This is a genomic window from Pseudomonas sp. B13(2017) (assembly GCF_002113245.1).
Lineage (GTDB): Bacteria > Pseudomonadota > Gammaproteobacteria > Pseudomonadales > Pseudomonadaceae > Aquipseudomonas > Aquipseudomonas putida_Z.
Window position 1 is genome coordinate 32,430 of sequence record NZ_NEJX01000025.1, and the last position, 17,672, is coordinate 50,101.

The 17,672-nt window shown below is 65.5% G+C and carries 15 protein-coding genes; 7 read left to right on the forward strand and 8 right to left on the reverse strand.

The window, feature by feature from the left end; all coding sequences use genetic code 11:
• Positions 1-209: 209 nt before the first annotated feature.
• Complete coding sequence (locus CAG44_RS24855; protein ID WP_085693168.1) at positions 210-737, reverse strand: MgtC/SapB family protein; 528 nt, start codon at positions 735-737, stop codon at positions 210-212.
• 235 nt (positions 738-972) lie between these two features.
• Between CAG44_RS24855 and CAG44_RS24860 the strand changes: the two genes are divergently transcribed.
• From CAG44_RS24860 to CAG44_RS24880, 5 genes are all read left to right on the forward strand, one after another.
• Positions 973-1,212 (forward strand): DUF3203 family protein, encoded by a 240-nt coding sequence (locus CAG44_RS24860; RefSeq protein ID WP_013972933.1) that lies wholly within the window; start codon positions 973-975, stop codon positions 1,210-1,212.
• Positions 1,213-1,333: 121 nt separating this feature from the next.
• The gene (gene ccoG, locus CAG44_RS24865; RefSeq protein WP_085693169.1) at positions 1,334-2,737 is read left to right on the forward strand and encodes a cytochrome c oxidase accessory protein CcoG; all 1,404 of its coding nucleotides are present in this window, start codon (positions 1,334-1,336) and stop codon (positions 2,735-2,737) included.
• 50 nt (positions 2,738-2,787) lie between these two features.
• Positions 2,788-4,197 carry a GntR family transcriptional regulator MpaR gene (gene mapR, locus CAG44_RS24870; RefSeq protein WP_025338884.1) on the forward strand — a complete coding sequence of 470 codons (1,410 nt, stop codon included), beginning with the start codon at positions 2,788-2,790 and terminating at the stop codon, positions 4,195-4,197.
• Between the two features lie 57 nt (positions 4,198-4,254).
• Entirely contained in the window at positions 4,255-5,910 is a 1,656-nt protein-coding gene (locus CAG44_RS24875; protein ID WP_085693170.1) for a PAS domain-containing sensor histidine kinase, read from the forward strand.
• A 63-nt stretch (positions 5,911-5,973) separates the two neighbouring features.
• Positions 5,974-7,668, forward strand: a complete 1,695-nt coding sequence (locus tag CAG44_RS24880) for a response regulator (RefSeq protein WP_085693171.1) — start codon at positions 5,974-5,976, stop codon at positions 7,666-7,668.
• Positions 7,669-7,677: 9 nt separating this feature from the next.
• Here CAG44_RS24880 and CAG44_RS24885 read toward each other — a convergent pair whose 3' ends face one another.
• A complete protein-coding gene (locus CAG44_RS24885) occupies positions 7,678-8,424 on the reverse strand; it encodes an SDR family oxidoreductase (protein ID WP_061305325.1) in 747 nt (248 codons plus the stop codon).
• A 77-nt stretch (positions 8,425-8,501) separates the two neighbouring features.
• The gene (locus CAG44_RS24890; protein WP_085693172.1) at positions 8,502-9,518 is read right to left on the reverse strand and encodes an FAD:protein FMN transferase; all 1,017 of its coding nucleotides are present in this window, start codon (positions 9,516-9,518) and stop codon (positions 8,502-8,504) included.
• Between the two features lie 251 nt (positions 9,519-9,769).
• Here CAG44_RS24890 and rsxC point away from each other — a divergent pair, with 251 nt between their 5' ends.
• Both rsxC and CAG44_RS24900 read left to right on the forward strand, forming a co-directional pair.
• Entirely contained in the window at positions 9,770-11,170 is a 1,401-nt protein-coding gene (rsxC, locus tag CAG44_RS24895) for an electron transport complex subunit RsxC (RefSeq protein WP_085693173.1), read from the forward strand.
• On the forward strand, positions 11,167-12,117 hold the full coding sequence (locus tag CAG44_RS24900; RefSeq protein WP_085591467.1) for an RnfABCDGE type electron transport complex subunit D: 951 nt from the start codon (positions 11,167-11,169) through the stop codon (positions 12,115-12,117). Before rsxC ends, CAG44_RS24900 begins: the two co-directional genes overlap by 4 nt.
• A 47-nt stretch (positions 12,118-12,164) precedes the next feature.
• On the opposite strand, the gene CAG44_RS24905 is transcribed toward CAG44_RS24900, so the two are convergent.
• From CAG44_RS24905 to CAG44_RS24925, 5 genes are all read right to left on the reverse strand, one after another.
• A complete protein-coding gene (locus CAG44_RS24905) occupies positions 12,165-13,700 on the reverse strand; it encodes a DHA2 family efflux MFS transporter permease subunit (RefSeq protein ID WP_025338877.1) in 1,536 nt (511 codons plus the stop codon).
• Entirely contained in the window at positions 13,697-14,890 is a 1,194-nt protein-coding gene (locus tag CAG44_RS24910; protein WP_085693174.1) for an HlyD family efflux transporter periplasmic adaptor subunit, read from the reverse strand. The genes CAG44_RS24905 and CAG44_RS24910 overlap by 4 nt, the downstream gene beginning before the upstream one ends.
• 30 nt (positions 14,891-14,920) lie before the next feature.
• On the reverse strand, positions 14,921-15,394 hold the full coding sequence (locus CAG44_RS24915) for a MarR family winged helix-turn-helix transcriptional regulator (RefSeq protein ID WP_025338875.1): 474 nt from the start codon (positions 15,392-15,394) through the stop codon (positions 14,921-14,923).
• Positions 15,395-15,619: 225 nt separating this feature from the next.
• Positions 15,620-16,258 (reverse strand): response regulator transcription factor, encoded by a 639-nt coding sequence (locus CAG44_RS24920; RefSeq protein ID WP_085693175.1) that lies wholly within the window; start codon positions 16,256-16,258, stop codon positions 15,620-15,622.
• 6 nt (positions 16,259-16,264) lie between these two features.
• Positions 16,265-17,671, reverse strand: coding sequence for a sensor histidine kinase (locus CAG44_RS24925; protein ID WP_085693176.1), 1,407 nt, complete (start codon positions 17,669-17,671; stop codon positions 16,265-16,267).
• Position 17,672 lies beyond the last annotated feature (1 nt).

Genomic DNA, 17,672 nt, shown 5'->3' on the forward strand with positions numbered 1-17,672 from the left:
AGAACAATAAAACTACCTCCAGGTAGCGGCAGCCAGGTTCGGATCAGCAATGATGAAGGCAGGTCAGCGCTCAAAAAAATACGTTTGCTCTTGACCCCGCATGGGGGTCGCCCGCAACACCAGGACAGGCTGACAAAAACAACAACAGGCCGGTCCCAATAATAAAAAAAGAGCAGGCAACAACGCTTTGAGGGGAGCTTCGGCTCCCCTCAGTGCTTCCTGCCCTCCTCCTCCTTCTCCTCCTCCTGCTTTCCCTCATCCTGCCCTTCGAGCTTGTCCACCAGCAACGGCATCGTGCCCAGCACCAGCAGGGCCAGTATCGTGCTGATCAACGCCGTGGCTTCGCGGCCCATGCCGGCTGCCGTACCGATGGCGGCGGTCATCCACAACCCGGCGGCAGTGGTCAGGCCCTTCACATGGCTGGCGTCCTGGCCGTTACCCTTGAGAATGGTGCCCGCACCCAGAAAACCGATACCGGCGACAATGCCCTGGATCACCCGGCTCAGCGCCTGCTCATCGGCCCCGGCCATGCTCGGTGCCAGCACGAACAGTGCAGCGCCCAGCGAAACCAGCATATGCGTGCGCACCCCGGCGGCCTTGCCCTTGTGCTCGCGCTCGAAGCCCAGCACGGCGCCGAGCAGGGCTGCCATCAGCAGGCGTACGAGGATTTGCGTGACCTCGCGCTCGTCGGTGATATCGGCGAATTCGGCCTGGATTGCTTGCCAGATGAGGTCCATTGCTTTTTTCCCATGCTGAGCATTGTGTTGTCAGGCCCGACCTCTTCGCGGGCACGCCCGCTCCCACAGTGTTTCTCAGATCCCTGTGGGAGCGGGCGTGCCCGCGAAGAGGCCAGGCCTGCCATCTGCAAGGGTTGACCCCCGAACAAATGACAAAGTGCCGTTCAGCCTGCTGATGCAGCAACCTTCCCCTCAGCACGGTCCACCCTGTAACCACCCCCAGGAGGACCACTCCATGCCCATTGAAATCGACGAAACCACCCGCCGCTGCACCCTGATCGCCGAAGACCTGCGCATCGAGGGTGATGGCCCATCCATCGAAATCGTCACCGACGAACAGCTGCGCATGTCCGTGGCCCTGCTCGCCGGCCAGCGTGTGCCCATCACCGAAGCCGAGGCCGATGCACTGACCGTGGCGGGTGCGGTGGATAGCCGCAGGCATCTGAAGGCAAGCACGCCAGGCTCGGTAATCTGAGGCCTGGCGGGGCCTGCCCGGAAATCTGATACGGTTTTTATCGCAAAATCTGAGCCTGTGCTGATAACAGCCTCAGGGCCATAGTGCTCATGCCTGATCGAGGCCTGATGAGCACCGAGCCATGAACGATAGAATCCCTTTCACAGAGATCGCCACCGCCCCAGCCAGCCCCCAGCCGCGCCGCGCCGACAATGGCATCCATACCCGCAGCTTCACCGGGCTGTACCGCAACCTGCGAATCGGCTTCGCCGGCGCCCTGTTCGTGCTGTTCTTCGGCACCGCCTGGCTGAACTGGAACGGCCGCCAGGCCGTGCTGTGGGACCTGGGCAACAGCAAATTCCACATCTTCGGCGCCACCTTCTGGCCGCAGGACTTCATCCTGCTGTCGGCGCTGCTGATCATTTGCGCCTTCGGCCTGTTCGCCATCACCGTGTATGCCGGCCGCGTGTGGTGCGGCTACAGCTGCCCGCAAAGCACCTGGACCTGGCTGTTCATGTGGTGCGAAAAGGTCACCGAGGGCGACCGCAACCAGCGCATCAAGCTGGCTTCCGCGCCCTGGAGCCTGAACAAACTGGCCCGGCGCACGCTGAAGCACAGCCTGTGGCTGGCCATTGGCGTGCTCACCGGGCTGACCTTCGTCGGCTACTTCACCCCGATCCGCCCACTGGCCGCGGAGCTGTTCACCTTGCAACTGGGCGGCGTGGCGCTGTTCTGGGTGCTGTTCTTCACCGCCGCCACCTACATCAATGCCGGCCTGCTGCGCGAAGCGGTGTGCCTGCACATGTGCCCCTATGCACGCTTCCAGAGCGTGATGTTCGACAAGGACACCCTGGCGGTCGCCTATGACCCGCGTCGCGGCGAAGCCCGTGGCCCGCGCAAGAAAGGCAGCGACCTCCGCGCCCAGGGCCTGGGCGACTGCATCGACTGCACCTTGTGCGTGCAGGTGTGCCCCACCGGCATCGATATCCGCGATGGCCTGCAAATGGCGTGCATCGGCTGCGCGGCGTGCATCGATGCCTGTGACGGGGTAATGGACAAGATGGGCTATGCCCGTGGCCTGATCGGCTACAAGTCCGAACGCAGCCTGCAAGGTGGCAGCACCCATTGGCTGCGCCCGCGCCTGCTGGGCTACGCCGCCGCGCTGGGGGTGATGATCGCGGCGCTGGTGGTGGCCTTGCAGCTGCGCCCGATGGTGTCGCTGGACGTGATCAAGGACCGCGGCCTGTTCCGCGAGAATGCCCAGGGCCAGATCGAGAACATCTACCTGCTCAAGGTCATCAACAAGACCGAAAGCACCCAGCACTACCAGCTGCGCCTGCTGGACGCCGACGGCTTCAGCCTGCAGGGCAAGACCTCATTCATGATCCCGGCCGGTGAAATGAGTGAACTGCCGGTGTCGGTGGCGATGCTCGCCGAGCGCCCGGCCAGCAGCTCGCAGACGCTGAGCTTCGAGATCAGCGAGCGCGACGACCCCGCCATCCGCAGCGTGGCCCACAGCCGCTTCGTCGCACCGCTGAACCGTTGATCCCTTACACTGACTCCACCTTGCCTGCCAGGCTTCGACAGAAGGCCAGAATGAAACGCTACGAACGCTTTGCCGACGACATCGCCGAACTGATCCGCTCCGGGGTGCTGGGCCCCGGCCAGCGCGTGCCCTCGGTGCGCTATGCCAGCCAGACCCACGGGGTCAGCCCGTCCACCGTGTTCCAGGCCTACTACCTGCTGGAGCGGCGCGGGCTGATCCGCGCCCGGCCGCGCTCGGGCTATTTCGTCAACGCTCACGCCCCGCGCCAGTTCAGCGAACCGCAGGCATTGCAGCCGGTCAGCGAGTCCACCGATGTCGACGTCAGCGCGCTGGTGTTCTCGATCCTCGACTCGATCAAGGACCCCAACACCGTGCCGTTCGGCTCGGCCTTCCCCAGCCCCGAGCTGTTTCCGCTGCAACGCCTGTCGCGCTCGCTGGCCAGCGCCAGCCGCAGCATGGACCCGCGCATGGTGGTGACCGACCTGTCACCCGGCAACCCGCAACTGCGCCGGCAGATTGCCCTGCGCTACATGGTTGGCGGGCTGATGTTGCCGATGGAGGAGCTGCTGATCACCAACGGCGCGCTGGAAGCCCTGAACCTGTGCCTGCAGGCCGTCACCCAGCCCGGTGACCTGGTGGCCATCGAAGCCCCCGCCTTCTATGCCTGCCTGCAGGTACTGGAGCGGCTCAAGCTCAAGGCCGTGGAAATTCCTGTGCACCCGCGCGAAGGCATGGACCTGGGCGTGCTGGCGCAAACGCTGGAAAAGCACCCGGTCAAGGCCGTGTGGTGCATGACCAACTTCCAGAACCCGGTGGGCGCCAGCATGCCGGAAGCGAAAAAGCAGGCACTGGTAGAGCTGCTGGCGCGTCATCAGGTGCCATTGATCGAAGACGACGTGTACGCCGAACTGTACTACTCGCAACAGGCACCCAAACCGGCCAAGGCCTTCGACACCCAGGGTCTGGTGATGCACTGCGGCTCGTTCGCCAAGAGCCTGGCACCCGGCTACCGCATCGGCTGGGTGGCAGCCGGGCGCTTTGCACAGAAGATCGAACGGCTCAAGCTGATGACCTCGCTGTGTGCCTCGATGCCGGCCCAGGCGGCCATCGCCGACTACCTGCAGCACGGTGGCTACGACCGCCACCTGCGCAAGCTGCGCTATGCCCTGGAAGGCCAGCAGGCCAACATGCTGGCGGCCATTGCCCGGCACTTTCCGGCGCAGACGCGGGTCAGCCAACCGTCCGGCGGCTACTTCCTGTGGCTGGAGCTGCCCGAACAGATGGACGCCCTCAAGCTGTTCCACATGGCCTTGGCCCAAGGCATCAGCATCGCCCCCGGGCCGATCTTCTCGCCCACCCGGCGCTTCGGCAACTGCATCCGCCTGAACTACGGCAGCCCCTGGCACGAGGATGCCGAACGGGCCATGGAAACCCTGGGGCGGATCATCCGCTCGTTCTGATGGCTGGTACCCCGGTGGGCGACTATAGTTGCCCGATCCGCTCACCGGGCCCTCGCCATGCAAGCAGATTCGCTCCCGTCCCTGGCACAGCTGCAAGCGCGTGTCGCAGAACTGGAAGCTCGCCTGGCCGAGCGCGACGACACTGCACAGGCCCACAACCGGCTACTGGGCGAATTGCTCGACAACAGCCTGGCCAACGTGTTTGCTGCCGACCGCAGCATGCGCCTGATAGCGATCAACCGCATGGCCCGGGAAACCTTCGCGCATTACCGTGGTTTCGTGCCGCAGATCGGCGATTACGTGCCGCAGTTCCTGCTCAACCAGCCTGACATCATGGGCCGCCTGGCACCGGTGTGGCCACGCGTGCTGGCCGGCGAAGCCTTCATCGACACCATCACCCTCGGCCCGCCTGACGCCCCGCGCCATTACGAGATTCGCTACCACCCGTTGCACGATGCGCAGCAGCAAGTCCAGGGCGGGTACCTGTTCGCCTATGACATCACCGAGCGCGTGGCCGAGCAGGAACGCCTGCGCCAGGCCGAAGAAGCCCTGCGCCAGTCGCAGAAAATGGAGGCGGTCGGCCAGTTGACCGGTGGCATCGCCCACGACTTCAACAACTTGCTGGGCAGCCTGCTTGGCGCACTGGAACTGGCAGAGCAACGCCTGGCCCAGCAACGCTTTGCCGACACCGCCCGCATGCTCGAGCTCGGCCGCAGCAACGCACTGCGCGCCACAGCCCTGGTGCAGCGGTTGCTGGCCTTTTCGCGCCAGCAGACGCTGATGCCACAAGCGGTGGATGTGCAGCGCCTGGTCGCCGACATGCATGACCTGATCCGCAGTTCGACCGGCCGGCACATTGACTTCCAGGACCGCACACTGGCTGCCCAATGGTCGATCCGCATCGACCCGCAACAGCTGGAGAACGCCCTGCTCAACCTGTGCATCAACGCCCGTGACGCCATGCCGCTGGGCGGCACCCTGCGCATCGGCTGCGAAAACGCCGATCTCGCAGCGGCCGAGGCCAAGCGCCTGCACCTGCCGACGGGCCAGTATCTGCACATTAGTGTCGAGGACACCGGCATGGGCATGCCCAGTGAAGTGCTGCAACGCGCCCTCGAACCCTTCTTCACCACCAAGCCACTGGGCCAGGGCACCGGCCTGGGGTTGTCCATGGTTTATGGCTTTGTCCGCCAGTCCGGGGGGCAGTTGCTGATCGATAGCGTCACCGGGCAAGGCACTTGCATTCACCTGTACCTGCCCCGGGACCGGAGCGCTCCCGCAACCGGCAATGACGAGCCAGCCGCATCCGCCACCGCGCCCCTGCAGGCGCGCGGGTGCCGGATCATGCTGGTGGAAGACCAACCGGCCTTGCGCCTGGTGCTGGTCGAAGTGCTGACGGAGCTGGGCCACCAGGTGCAAGCTTTCGAGGGCGGCCACTCGGCGCTTGAGTCGTTGCAGGAAGGGCCGCTACCGGACTTGCTGATCACCGATGTCGGCCTGCCTGGGCGGGTTGACGGTTACCAGCTTGCAGAGGCCTACCAAAACCTTGTGGAGCATGCCCCGGTATTGCTGATTACCGGCTACGACGCTGCCGATACGGTGCACGTTGCCCGGCCCGACAGGCGCACCGAACTGCTGCACAAACCCTTCGACCTGAGCACCCTCGGCGAACGGATCGAGCGGCTGCTGGGCATTGCGCCACACCCGCGTTGACTGGCTATTCGCCTGTTGCCGAACACGCTAAAGTCTGGGCTTCATCCACTGTCGGACGTCGGCATGCCCTCCCGCGACCTGCTTTCACTGCGCCAACAAGTCGAAGCCCTGCAGCAACAGAACGCGCTGCTGGAAGCCCGCCTGGCAAGCCATCAGCAACACGACCAGGACTTCTACCGCTCGCTCTTCGACACCATGGACGAGGGCTTCTGCATCATCGAGTTCTTCGACGGCCCGCACGGCCCACTGAGCGACTATGTGCATGTGCTGGCCAACGCGGCCTATGCCAAGCACGCCGGCATCCCCAACGTGGTCGGGCAGAAACTGCGCGAGATGGTGCCCGATGAGGCCGACGATTGGGTCGCTCGTTATGGCGCGGTGCTGCGCACGGGCGAGCCGCTGCATTTCGAGCAGGAGCTGGTCGCCACCGGCCATGTGTTGTCGGTGACCACCTTCCGCGTAGAGCCGGCCGAAAAGCGCCAGGTGGCGGTACTGTTCAAGGACGTCACCGCACGCCGACGGGCAGAGCAGGCCCTGCAGCGCCTGAACGAGGAGCTGGAACAACGGGTGAATGCGGCACTGGCAGAACAGGCCAAGGCCGAGGAAGCCCTGCGCCAGGCACAGAAGATGGAAGCGATCGGCCATCTCAGTGGCGGCATCGCCCACGATTTCAACAACCTGCTGGGCGGCATCCTCAGTGCCCAGGAGCTGATGCTCCAACGCCTGGAGCAATCCCGTTTCGACGCCCTGGAGCCGTTGCTGAAGCTGTCCAGCGGCTCGGCGCAGCGGGCCTCTTCGCTGGTACACCGGCTGCTGGCATTCTCTCGTCAGCAGACCCTGCAGCCCTGCTCCACGCAGGTGGCCACGCTGGTGGGCGGCATGGAAGAGCTGCTGCGCCGCACCATCGGCCCCTCCATCACCCTCACCAGCCAATTCCCTTGCCAGCTGTGGCCGACCTTCATCGACCCGCCGCAACTGGAAAGCGCCCTGCTCAACGTGTGCATCAATGCCCGCGATGCCATGCCCGCCGGCGGCGTGATCGATATCCTCGGTGACAACCTGCTGCTCGACGACCAGCAAGCCCGTGCACTGGAACTACCAGCTGGCGAATACGTGCGGCTGAGCGTCAGCGACAACGGTAAAGGCATGTCGTCGGAGGTGGCCGAGCGCGCCGTCGACCCGTTCTTCACAACCAAGCCGATGGGCCACGGCACTGGGCTGGGCTTGTCGATGACCTATGGTTTCGTGCGCCAGTCGGGCGGGCAGCTACGGGTGTTGTCGACACTTGGCGAAGGCACCCGCATCGAGCTGCTGCTTCCCCGCCACCACCAGCACCCCGAAGCCCCGGCACCCAGGCCACCGCGCACACTGCTGGAAAAAAGCAGCAGCGCCACGCAGCGTATCTTGCTGGTCGAAGACCAGGCCGCCTTGCGCGTGGTCGTCTGCGAGGTGCTGGAAGAACTGGGCTATCGGGTCGATGCATTCGAGAACGGCCCGGCCGCCCTTGCCCACCTGCAAGCTGGCGAGCGGCCAGACCTGCTGTTGAGCGATATCGGCCTGCCCGGCGGCCTGAATGGCCGCCAGTTGGCTGAGCGTTGTCGCGAGCGCCACCCCGACCTCAAGGTGCTATTCATCACTGGCTACGACGAAAGCGCGGCGCTCAGTGACGGCCAGTTGCTGCAAGGCACTCAGGTGCTGACCAAGCCGTTCGAGCTGGAAGTGCTGGCCGAACGGGTACGCACGCTGCTGGAGGATTGACCGGCACGCTCAGCGCCCGCCGCCCAGGTCGATGAAGCTGCCGGTGGAGTACGAGGCTTTGTCCGAGAGCAGCCAGAGTATGGCCTCGGCCACTTCCTCGGGGCGCCCGCCGCGGCCCATGGGCAAGCCGGGCTCGAGCTTGCTGACCCGATCGGGGTCGCCCGACAGCGCGTGGAACCCGGTATGGATGTAGCCTGGCCGCACACCATTGACCCGCACGCCCTCGCCTGCCACTTCCTTTGCCAGGCCAATGGTGAAGGTGTCGAGGGCGCCCTTGGAAGCGGCATAGTCCACGTATTCGTTGGGCGAGCCCAGGCGTGCGGCCACCGACGACACGTTGACGATGGCCCCGCCCGGCCCGCCGTACCTGCGGGCCATTCGCTTCAGTGCGTGCTTGGCGCAGAGCATGGGGCCGACGACGTTGGTCTTCATGACCTTGAGCAGGCGGAATTCGGACATGTCCTCGACCCGGCTTTGCTGGCCGATGGTGCCTGCGTTGTTGACCAGGGCGGTAACCGGGCCGAGTTCTTCGTCCACGCGCTGGAACAGCTGGATGACTTCATCTTCGACACTGGCGTCGGCGCGCACGGTGATGGCCTTGGCGCCCAGGGCGCGGACCTGGCCGAGGATGTCCTCGGCGGCCTGGTCGTCGGCGTGGTAGTTGATGCAGATGCGGTAGCCCTGGCGGGCGGCCAGCAGCGCCGTGGCGGCGCCGATGCCGCGGCTGGCACCGGTGATGACGATGACTTTCTCCATGGGTCTGCCAATCGTTTTAAAAAGGGAGCATCGACAATAGGGGAAAAGGCTGCGCGTGGGAATGACCTTTCCTTCTGCTACTGCCTGGGCGTGCCCTGCTGGGGAAACAACATCTCGAATCGCGGCGTCGCCCGCGCAACGAAACCCAGCCCCTGGTGCATGATGAAGTAGGCAGCTATTTCATGCCGCTCGGCGAAGGCATAGCCTTCCTCCGGGCCGAGCACCATCAACAATGTATCCAGGGCATCGGCACGCAGCACCGAAGGGTCGACCACCGACACTGCCGCCAGCGCGTGCCTGACCGGCCTGCCGACACGGGGGTCGAAGGTGTGCGAATAGCGCTGGCCACCTTCCTCGAAATAGTTGCGGTAATCGCCGGCAGTGGCAACGCCGTAGCCATCCAGGGCGATGGCGCGCTCCACTTGCTGCTCGCCCCCGCCACTCGGTACCTCGAGGGCGATGCGCCAGGGCGAGCCATCCGGCTTGCGGCCGACACCCTTGAGTTCGCCGGTGATCTCGACCAGATAGGCCTGGATACCCAGGGCCGCAAGCCGGTCACCCACCCGATCCACTGCATAACCGGCGAGCATGCTGTCGAAATCCAGCTGCGCCGCCACATCCTTGCACAGCTTTTCTCCATCCAGGTGCAAATGCTGCAGGCCTACCCGTGCCTGTTCTCGCGCCAGCGTGCTGGCGTCCGGCACCTGCCTGCCTCGTGACTGCGGGCCGAAGCCCCAGAGGTTCATCAATGGCAAGACCGTCAGGTCGAAAGCCCCGCCACTCTCGCGGAACAGAGACACACCGTACACCAGCAAGTGCTGCATCTCTTCCGGCACCGCCTGACAGGCGCCGGCCGGCAGAGCGTTGAAGCGGGCAACCACGGAATCGCCGCGCCAGTTGGAAAACTGCTTGTCGAGCGCCTCGAGAATCATCTCGACTTCGGCCTTTACCTGCTGCGCGCCGGGCGCCTGCGCGGTGGGTACGTACTGGATCGAATACGTGCTGCCCATGGTCGGCCCGCCAAAGCGTTCGATCCTTTCGCCGCAGCCATACAGCAACGTCACCAGCATCACCAGCAGGCTTGCGCGCTTCATTGGACACCTCGCCGACTCTGCCCGCCCGTTCGCGGCGCAGGCTATTTCACCAGAATTGCGAGATGGCAATTGGCCTACCGTTCATCAGCAAACCTGGTCAAAAACCGAACAAAATCCTCATTGAGCACTCTGATCTGCGCGGGTGATCAATCATCCCCCCTCCCTTTCCGCTTAACGTCCCGGAAGCTACAAAACCATCATGCGCATAAGCGCATAGGGGCGTTCTTTGCCCAAAAATTGGAGGACAGTAAATGTCTAGCCATTCGTTGCAGAGCGTCGAACGCCTGCAGAGCCGCATCCGCGCCCAGCGTCAGCCGCAACAGAAACCTTTCTGGCGCCGTCTGCTGGCCATCGCCTCATCCTCTCAGCGTAGTTGGCATGGAGGGATCGAGCTCAGGGGATACAAGGAACTATCCAACGCCACGCCGGTTGCCCCGGTCGCAATCGGAAAAATCCAGCTGGCGATCCCGCTCGGGCGGGGTCGGCGGTTTGTCCAGCCTTGCGTGCAGCCGGGGCAGTACGTGCGCAAGGGCGAAGTGATCGGTATTGGCGACAACACCACCGCTTGGGTGCATGCCAGTACCTCCGGCATCGTGGAACGGATCGATCACGTCTTCGCGGCCGACTCGGCCGAGCCGGTCATGGCCGTCATCCTGAACGCAGATGGCCTGGATGAGTGGCTCGAACGCCCGGCGCCGGGCCTGCCGCAAACGCCAGAGGCGCTGGTCGAGCGCGCCTTGCAGATGGGCATAGTCGGCCTTGGTGGTGCGGGTTTCCCGACTGCCCTCAAGCTGGCCGGCGCACAGCAGCCCGATCTGCTGCTGATCAACGGTGCCGAATGCGAGCCCTTCCTTACCTGCGATGACCGCCTCATGCGTGAGAATGCCGAAGCGTTGATCGAGGCCGCCGACTATGTCGCCGCGCTGCTGGGAATAACGACAACCCGTTTCGGCATCGAAACCAACAAGCCGGAGGCGATGGCCACGTTACGTGCCGCCGCTCGCCAGGCGCACACCCGGGTCGAGATTTGTCCGCTACCGGAGCGTTACCCGGCAGGTGGGCAGCCGTTGATGATCAAGAGCCTCAGTGGCCGCAACCTGACCCCGGGGAGCCGCCCCGCCGATATCGGCGTGCTGGCGCTGAATGTCGCAACCCTCTACGCACTGGGCCGGGCCGTCTTCCAGGGCGAACCACTGACCAGCCGCGTGCTGACACTGACCGGTGACTGCGAGCGCCCGGGTAATGTGCGGGTGCCGGTGGGTTACCCGGTCAGCGAACTGCGCGCGATTGCTGGCGCGTCCCCCACTGGGCAGCTGACCCAGGTCGGCGGCCCGATGATGGGGCAGCCGCTACCGGACGCCAACGCCTTCGTCAGCAAGACCAGCAGCTGCCTGATATTCGGCGCCGAGCGCTACCTGCCGGCTGCTCGCCCCGCCAGCAGTTGCATTCGCTGTACGCGCTGCGTGGATGTCTGCCCGATGTCGCTGCGGCCGCTGGACCTCTACGCTGCCGCCGAACGCCAGGACAAGGCCAGCCTGCAGGAACTGCGCCTGGATGCCTGCATCGAATGCGGCAGCTGCAGCAGCATCTGCCCGAGCAATATCCCGCTGCGCGAACGCTTCCGCCAGAGCAAGACGGAGGTCCGCGCATGAGCCTGATACGCCACCCCATCCCGCAACGACTGCGCACGGTGATGCTGCTGGTCGTCCTGTGCCTGCTGCCGGGCACCGTCCTGTATGCCTGGCAATTCGGCGTCGTGGTCTGGTTGCAGGCCTTCTGGTGCGTGCTGTTCGCCCTGGGCTTCGAAGCCGCCCTGCTGCGCCTGCGTGGGCATGACGTACGCAAAGGTTTGAGCGACCTCAGCTGGCTGGTGCTGGGCCTGATACTGGCTCGGGCATTGCCGCTGATGGTGCCGTTGTGGATGATCGCCCTGGCCAGCTTTGCCGCTCTGGCACTGTGCAAGCACGCCAGTGGAGGCCTTGGTCGCAACCGCCTCAACCCTGCCATGGTTGGCCTGGGGGTGGTTGCCATCTGCTTCTACCAGCAGTTGTACCCCGCGCCATCGAACCATGCCCCCTGGACCGCAGCCCTGGACGCCAAGGCGGTTCTGCTGCAACAGCTACAGTTGGCGCCACGCCTGGATCTCGATGCGTTCGCCGGTGCCACACAACTGGCGCAGAACGAGTTCACCCATGTCACCCACAACCTGTCGGGGTACGGCTACATTGCCGGCGGTTTGCTGCTGGCTTTGCTGCGGGTGATCCGCATCGAGATTCCGCTGGCGATGGTCACGAGCACGGTATTGCTGTGCATGGCCGCCGGCCACAGCCTGCAGGAAGCCGTGTACAACCTCAGCCTCGGCGGCTACCTCTTCACCGCCTTCTTCATCGCCACCGATCCGGTCACCAGCCCCAATACCCGCGCCGGTCGCATCCTCTTCGGCGTGACCGTCGGCACGCTGACCGAGCTGATTCGCGAATTCGGGCTGTATGCCGATGGCCTCTGCTTCGCCGTGCTGGCCGGCAACCTGCTGGTGCCGCAAATCGACCGGTTGGTGCTGCGCATGCAGCGGCCCTGGTACGCAGCAGCGAGTGCCTGACATGGCATTTGGCAAGGGCAAGAGCCTGGGCCTTGTTCTGGCCCGGCTCAATGCCCTGCCGACGCCGGCCCCGCCTTGGCGGTAAAGGGCGGTTTGGCGAACCACACCAGCAGGATCAACCCGGCAAACACCCAGGTCATCAGGGTGAAGTAGTCCACCGTCGACATCATGTACGCCTGCCCGTTGAGTATCTGCTCCAGCTGCGCATAGCTCTGCGGGCTGGCCCCGCCCAGCTGCTCCAGGGTATGCCGCGTGGCCGGGTCGAACTGGCTGATGTGCTCGCTCAGGTATGCATGGTGCTGGTCCGCCCGGCGAATCCAGATCCAGGTGGTCAGCGACGCCGCGAAACTGCCGCCCAAGGTACGCAGGAAGGTCGCCAGGCCCGAGCCATCGGCAATCTGCTGCGGTGGCAGGTCGGACAGCAGGATGCTCAAGGTCGGCATGAAGAACAGCGCCACGCCAATGCCCATGAACAGCTGCACCAGCGCCACATGCTGGAAGTCCACCTCGCTGGTGAACCCGGCACGCATGTAGCAGCTGCTGCCGATCGCCAGGAACGCCAGCCCGGCCAGCACACGCAGGTCGAAGCGGTGCGCGTACTTGCCCACGAACGGCGACATGAGCACCGGCAACAGGCCGATCGGCGCCACCGCCAGGCCGGCCCAGGTAGCGGTATAGCCCATCTGCGTCTGCAGCCACTGCGGCAGGATCAGGTTGATGCCGAAGAACCCGGCATAGCCCCCCACCAACACGATGGTGCCGACGCGGAAGTTGCGGTGCGCGAACAGGCGCAGGTTGACCACCGGGTGACGGTCGGTCAGTTCCCAGATCACGAACACCGCCAGGAACACCAGCGAGATCAGGCTGCCGACAATGATGAACGACGACTCGAACCAGTCCAGGTCATTGCCTTTGTCCAGCACCACCTGCAAGGCGCCAACGCCGATGACCAGCGTCAGCAGGCCGATGTAGTCCATCGGCTGGCGGCTGGTGACCACCGGCCGGGTGCGCATCTGCTGGCGCACCACGGCGGCGGCGAACAGGCCGATGGGCACGTTGATGAAGAAGATCCACGGCCAGCTGTAGCTGTCGGTGATCCAGCCCCCGAGAATCGGCCCGGCAATCGGCGCCACCACCGTGACCATCGCCAGCAGCGCCAGGGCCATGCCGCGCTTGGCCGGCGGGTAGACGGCAATCAGCAAGGTCTGGGTCATCGGGTACAACGGCCCGGCCACCACGCCCTGCAACACGCGAAAACCGACCAGTTCCGGCATCGACTGGGCGATACCGCACAGGAACGAGGCCAGCACGAACAGCAGCGTGGCCCAGATGAACAGCTTCACCTCGCCAAACCGCCGGCTGAGCCAGCCGGTCAGCGGCAAGGCGATGGCGTTGCTCACCGCGAACGAAGTGATGACCCAGGTGCCCTGCTCGTAGCTCACCCCCAGGTTGCCGGAAATGGTCGGCAAGGCCACGTTGGCGATGGTGGTGTCGAGCACCTGCATGAACGTCGCCAGTGACAGGCCGATGGTGGTCAGCAGCAGGCTCGGTGGCGTGAACTGGGCAGCAGCGTTGTTGCTCATCGCTGGGCCGTCTTGCCGGTTGCGCTGTTTTCGTGGATCAGCCGGGCGATCAGGTTGTCGGCTTCGACCAGCTGGCGGTCATACACCTGGGTGGTGTAGCTGGCCTGCTGCGGTGGCTGCTGGGCCAGGGCCGGGCCGCTCTGGTCGTGCAGGTCGACCTCGACCACGGTGGACAGGCCGATGCGCAGCGGGTGGTCCTTGAGCTGGTCGGGGCTGAGGTGGATGCGTACCGGCACGCGCTGGACGATCTTGATCCAGTTACCGGTGGCATTCTGCGCCGGCAACAGGGCGAAGGCGCTGCCGGTGCCGGCGCCAAGGCTGTCGACCGTGCCGCTGTACCTGACCTCGCTGCCGTACAGGTCGGCGCTGATCTGCACCGGCTGGCCGATACGCATGTCGCGCAGCTGGGTTTCCTTGAAGTTGGCGTCGATCCACACCTGGTCCAGCGGGATCACCGCCATGGTTGCGGTGCCCGGTTGCAGGCGCTGGCCCAGCTGCACGGTACGCTTGGCGACGTAGCCGGTGACCGGTGCCACCAGGGTGGTGCGGGCATGGTCGAGGTAGGCCTGGCGCAGGTCGGCGGCGGCGGCCATCACCTCGGGGTGCGAGGACACCACGGTGTCGTCGACCAGCGCGCTGCTGGTGCTGAGCTGCTGGCGCGCACTGTTGACGGCGGCCTCGGCCACGCTCAGGTCATCGCGGGCATGGGACAATTCTTCCGCGGCAATCGCACCGCTGTCGGCCAGCACCTTGCGCCGGTTGAAGTCCTGGCGGGCCTTGCGCAGCTCGGCCTGGCGGGTTTCCAGCTGCGCCTTGAGCGCGTCGACGTTGCTGTACAACCCGCGCACCTGGCGCACGCTGCGCGCCAGCCTGGCTTCGGCGGCCTGCAAGGCCACCTGGCTGTCGGCCGGGTCGAATTGCAGCAATACCTGGCCGGCGTGGACCAGGTCGCCGTCATCGGCACCGATGCTGGTGACGGTGCCGGTGACCAGCGGGGTGATCTCTACCACGTTGCCGTTGACGTAGGCATCGTCGGTGCTTTCGTGCCAGCGCCCGACCAGGCTGTACCAGGCCCAGGCACCGACGCCGGCAAGGATCAGCAGCAACACCAGGCCAAGCAGCCAGGCCTTGCGCTTGCGCGACGGTTCGGGCGCGGCGGAGGGAGTCGGGGTGTCTGCGGGAGTGGCCATGACAATACCTTGGAAAATTCGTGACAGGGTTCAACGATCGCCGAAGCGGCGGATCGTCAACGGGTCGCCGGCAGCGAGCAGGACCTTGGCCAGCAGGCCTTCCAGGGTCTCGAGCTCTTCGGCTGCCAGCGCGCCGCACAACTCGTTCATGGCCGCCGCGCCGATTTCCGGCAGGCGGTCAGCCAGGCGCTGGCCATCGGCGGTAAGGGCCAGGCGCACCTGGCGACGGTCGTCGGCGCAGCGGTTGCGCACGATCAGCTCCTTCTGCTCGAGGCGGTCGAGCATGCGGGTCATCGACCCGCTGTCCAGGCCCAGGTAGCGGCACAGCTCGGCCGGGGTGTCCACCTGGTACTGGGTGACGATGATCAGCACCTTGAACTGCGCGGCGGTGACGCCTTCGGATTCGAGGTGCCAGTCGAGAATGCGGTCCTTGAGGATCGCCGCGCGGCCAAGCAGCATGCCGATGGCGCAGGTCTGGAAGTTTTCGGGGGAGAAATGGGCCATCGGAGGCTGCTCGGGTAATTGTGTAAAAATATTACTGCCTAGGCAGTGAATGTCAAAGCTTTGATTAGGTTGCTATGGAAAATTTCATGAATTGCTTAAGCACACCTAAAACCTGCGCGCCCTTGTGGGAGCGGGCATGCCCGCGAACACGGGCGAAGCCCGTGCCATCCTCCGCGGTGCCTGCTTCGCGGGCACGCCCGCTCCCACAGGGAACTGTGACTGCTGTCACTGCCGCAATCGCAGGCCCAGTGCCTCCACCGCCCCGCAGGCTATGGCCATGCCCACCAACTCCGCCAGGCTATCGGCCTGCAACCGCTTCATCACCCGCCCCCGGTACAGGTCCACCGTCTTCACGCTGACGCCCAGCCGCTCGGCAATCTCGCGGTTGTTCAACCCTTGGGCCAACGGCACGAACACGTCACGCTCGCGCGGGGTCAGGCCGTCGATGCGCGCCTGCACACGGGCCAGCGCCTGGTCGTCCTGGCGTGCCCGCCCGGCGTTCTCCAGCGCGGCCTGTACGCTGTCGAGCAGCAACTGGTCGTTGTAGGGCTTTTCGATGAAGTCGCAGGCGCCGGCCTTGAATGCCCGCACCACGATCGGCACATCGGCATGGCCGCTGACGAAGATCACCGGCAACCCCAGGCCACGCTCGCGCATCGCCTGCTGCACCGCCAACCCGCCCAGCCCAGGCATGCGCACATCCAGCAGCACACAGGCCGGCCCATCGTCGACGCAGGCGTCGAGAAACGCCTGCCCGCCGGCGAACGGCAAGGCCTGCAAGCCCACCGACTGCAGCAGCCACACCGTCGAGTCGCGCATACCCTGGTCATCATCGACCACATACACTTTCGCTTGCACCGCCATCTCCCCTTATCCCCTGCTGACCGCCAGGCGGCAGCACAGTACCAGACCGCCATTGTCACCGGCACGCGCCCACAGGCTGCCGCCAAAGCCCTCGATGAGGCTGCGGCTCATGCTCAGGCCAAGGCCCAGGCCGTCGGCCTTGCTGGTGGTGAACGGCGTGAAGATTTCATCCAGGCGCTCGGGCACCACGCCCGGGCCCTGGTCGGCCACCTCGACCAGCACGCCATCGCCATCGCGCGCGGCGCCCAGCAGGATACGTGACGGCCGCTCGCCATGCTGCTCGCGGTTGGCATCGATGGCGTTGCGCAGCAGGTTCAACAGCACCTGCTCCAGCAGTACCCGGTCGGCATACACCAAGGGCAACTGCGCGCTCATGCGCAACTCGACCACCACCTGGTCACGCGCGGCCTCCCAGGCGCACAGGCGCATGGCTTCGCCGGCCACCTCGGCCACGTCCAGCGCCTGCAGGCGGCGTGGCCCTTTGCGCAGGAAGGCGCGCAGGCGGCGGATCACTTCGGCGGCATGGGTGGCCTGTTCGCTGATGCGTTGCAGGCCCTGCCCCACCCGCTCGCGGGCCTGCGGGTCGCGCTCCAGGCCCTGCAGGTAGCGCTGGCTGGCGTTGGCATAGTTGACCACTGCGGCCAACGGCTGGTTGATTTCGTGGGCAATGCCCGAAGCCAGCTCGCCCAAGGTGGCCAAGCGGGCACTGTGCGCCAGGCTTTCCTGGGCTTCGATGCGCAGGGTGATGTCGCGGGACACGCTGACCACCTCCACCACCGCGCCGGTGTAGGTTTCGCGGATGGCCCGGCTGGCGATCTCGAACCAGCGGTAGCCGCCTGCGGCCTGGCGCACCCGGCAGGTCATGGTGTGGTAGCCGTCCTGGTCCAGCGCGGCGGCGGCCTGGCGCAGCACCTGCCGGCGCTCGCGCGGGTGCAGCAAGGTATGCACGGCCATGCCGCGCAGCTGCTCGGGCCACAGGCCAAGCAGGCGGAATGCCGCCGGCGAGGCATCGAGGAAACGGCCATCGGGGCTATGCCGGGAGATCAGGTCGGTGGTGTTCTCGATGATCAGCCGGTACAGGCGCCGGGCGCGGCTGGCCTCGCGTGCGCCATGGCGCTCGTCGCTGGCATCGCGGCCACGCGCCAGCACTTGCTGGCCCTGGTCGTCAGGGATGAAGCTCCACAGCACGATGCGTTCGCCGACCTGCACCTCGACATCGGCGATCGCCCGGCGCTGGCGCAGGCAGGCGCGCACCAGTGAGGCGCAGTTGCCCGGCAGCCAGCTGGCCAGTGCCGGGCCTTCATCGACCCAGGCCTGCAGCGCCGGGTTGAGTGCCAGCGGCCTGGCGTCGCCGGCCAGCATCAGGCTGGGTTGCGGGTCCTTGGCGAGCAAGGGATAGGCAGTGTTGTCCACG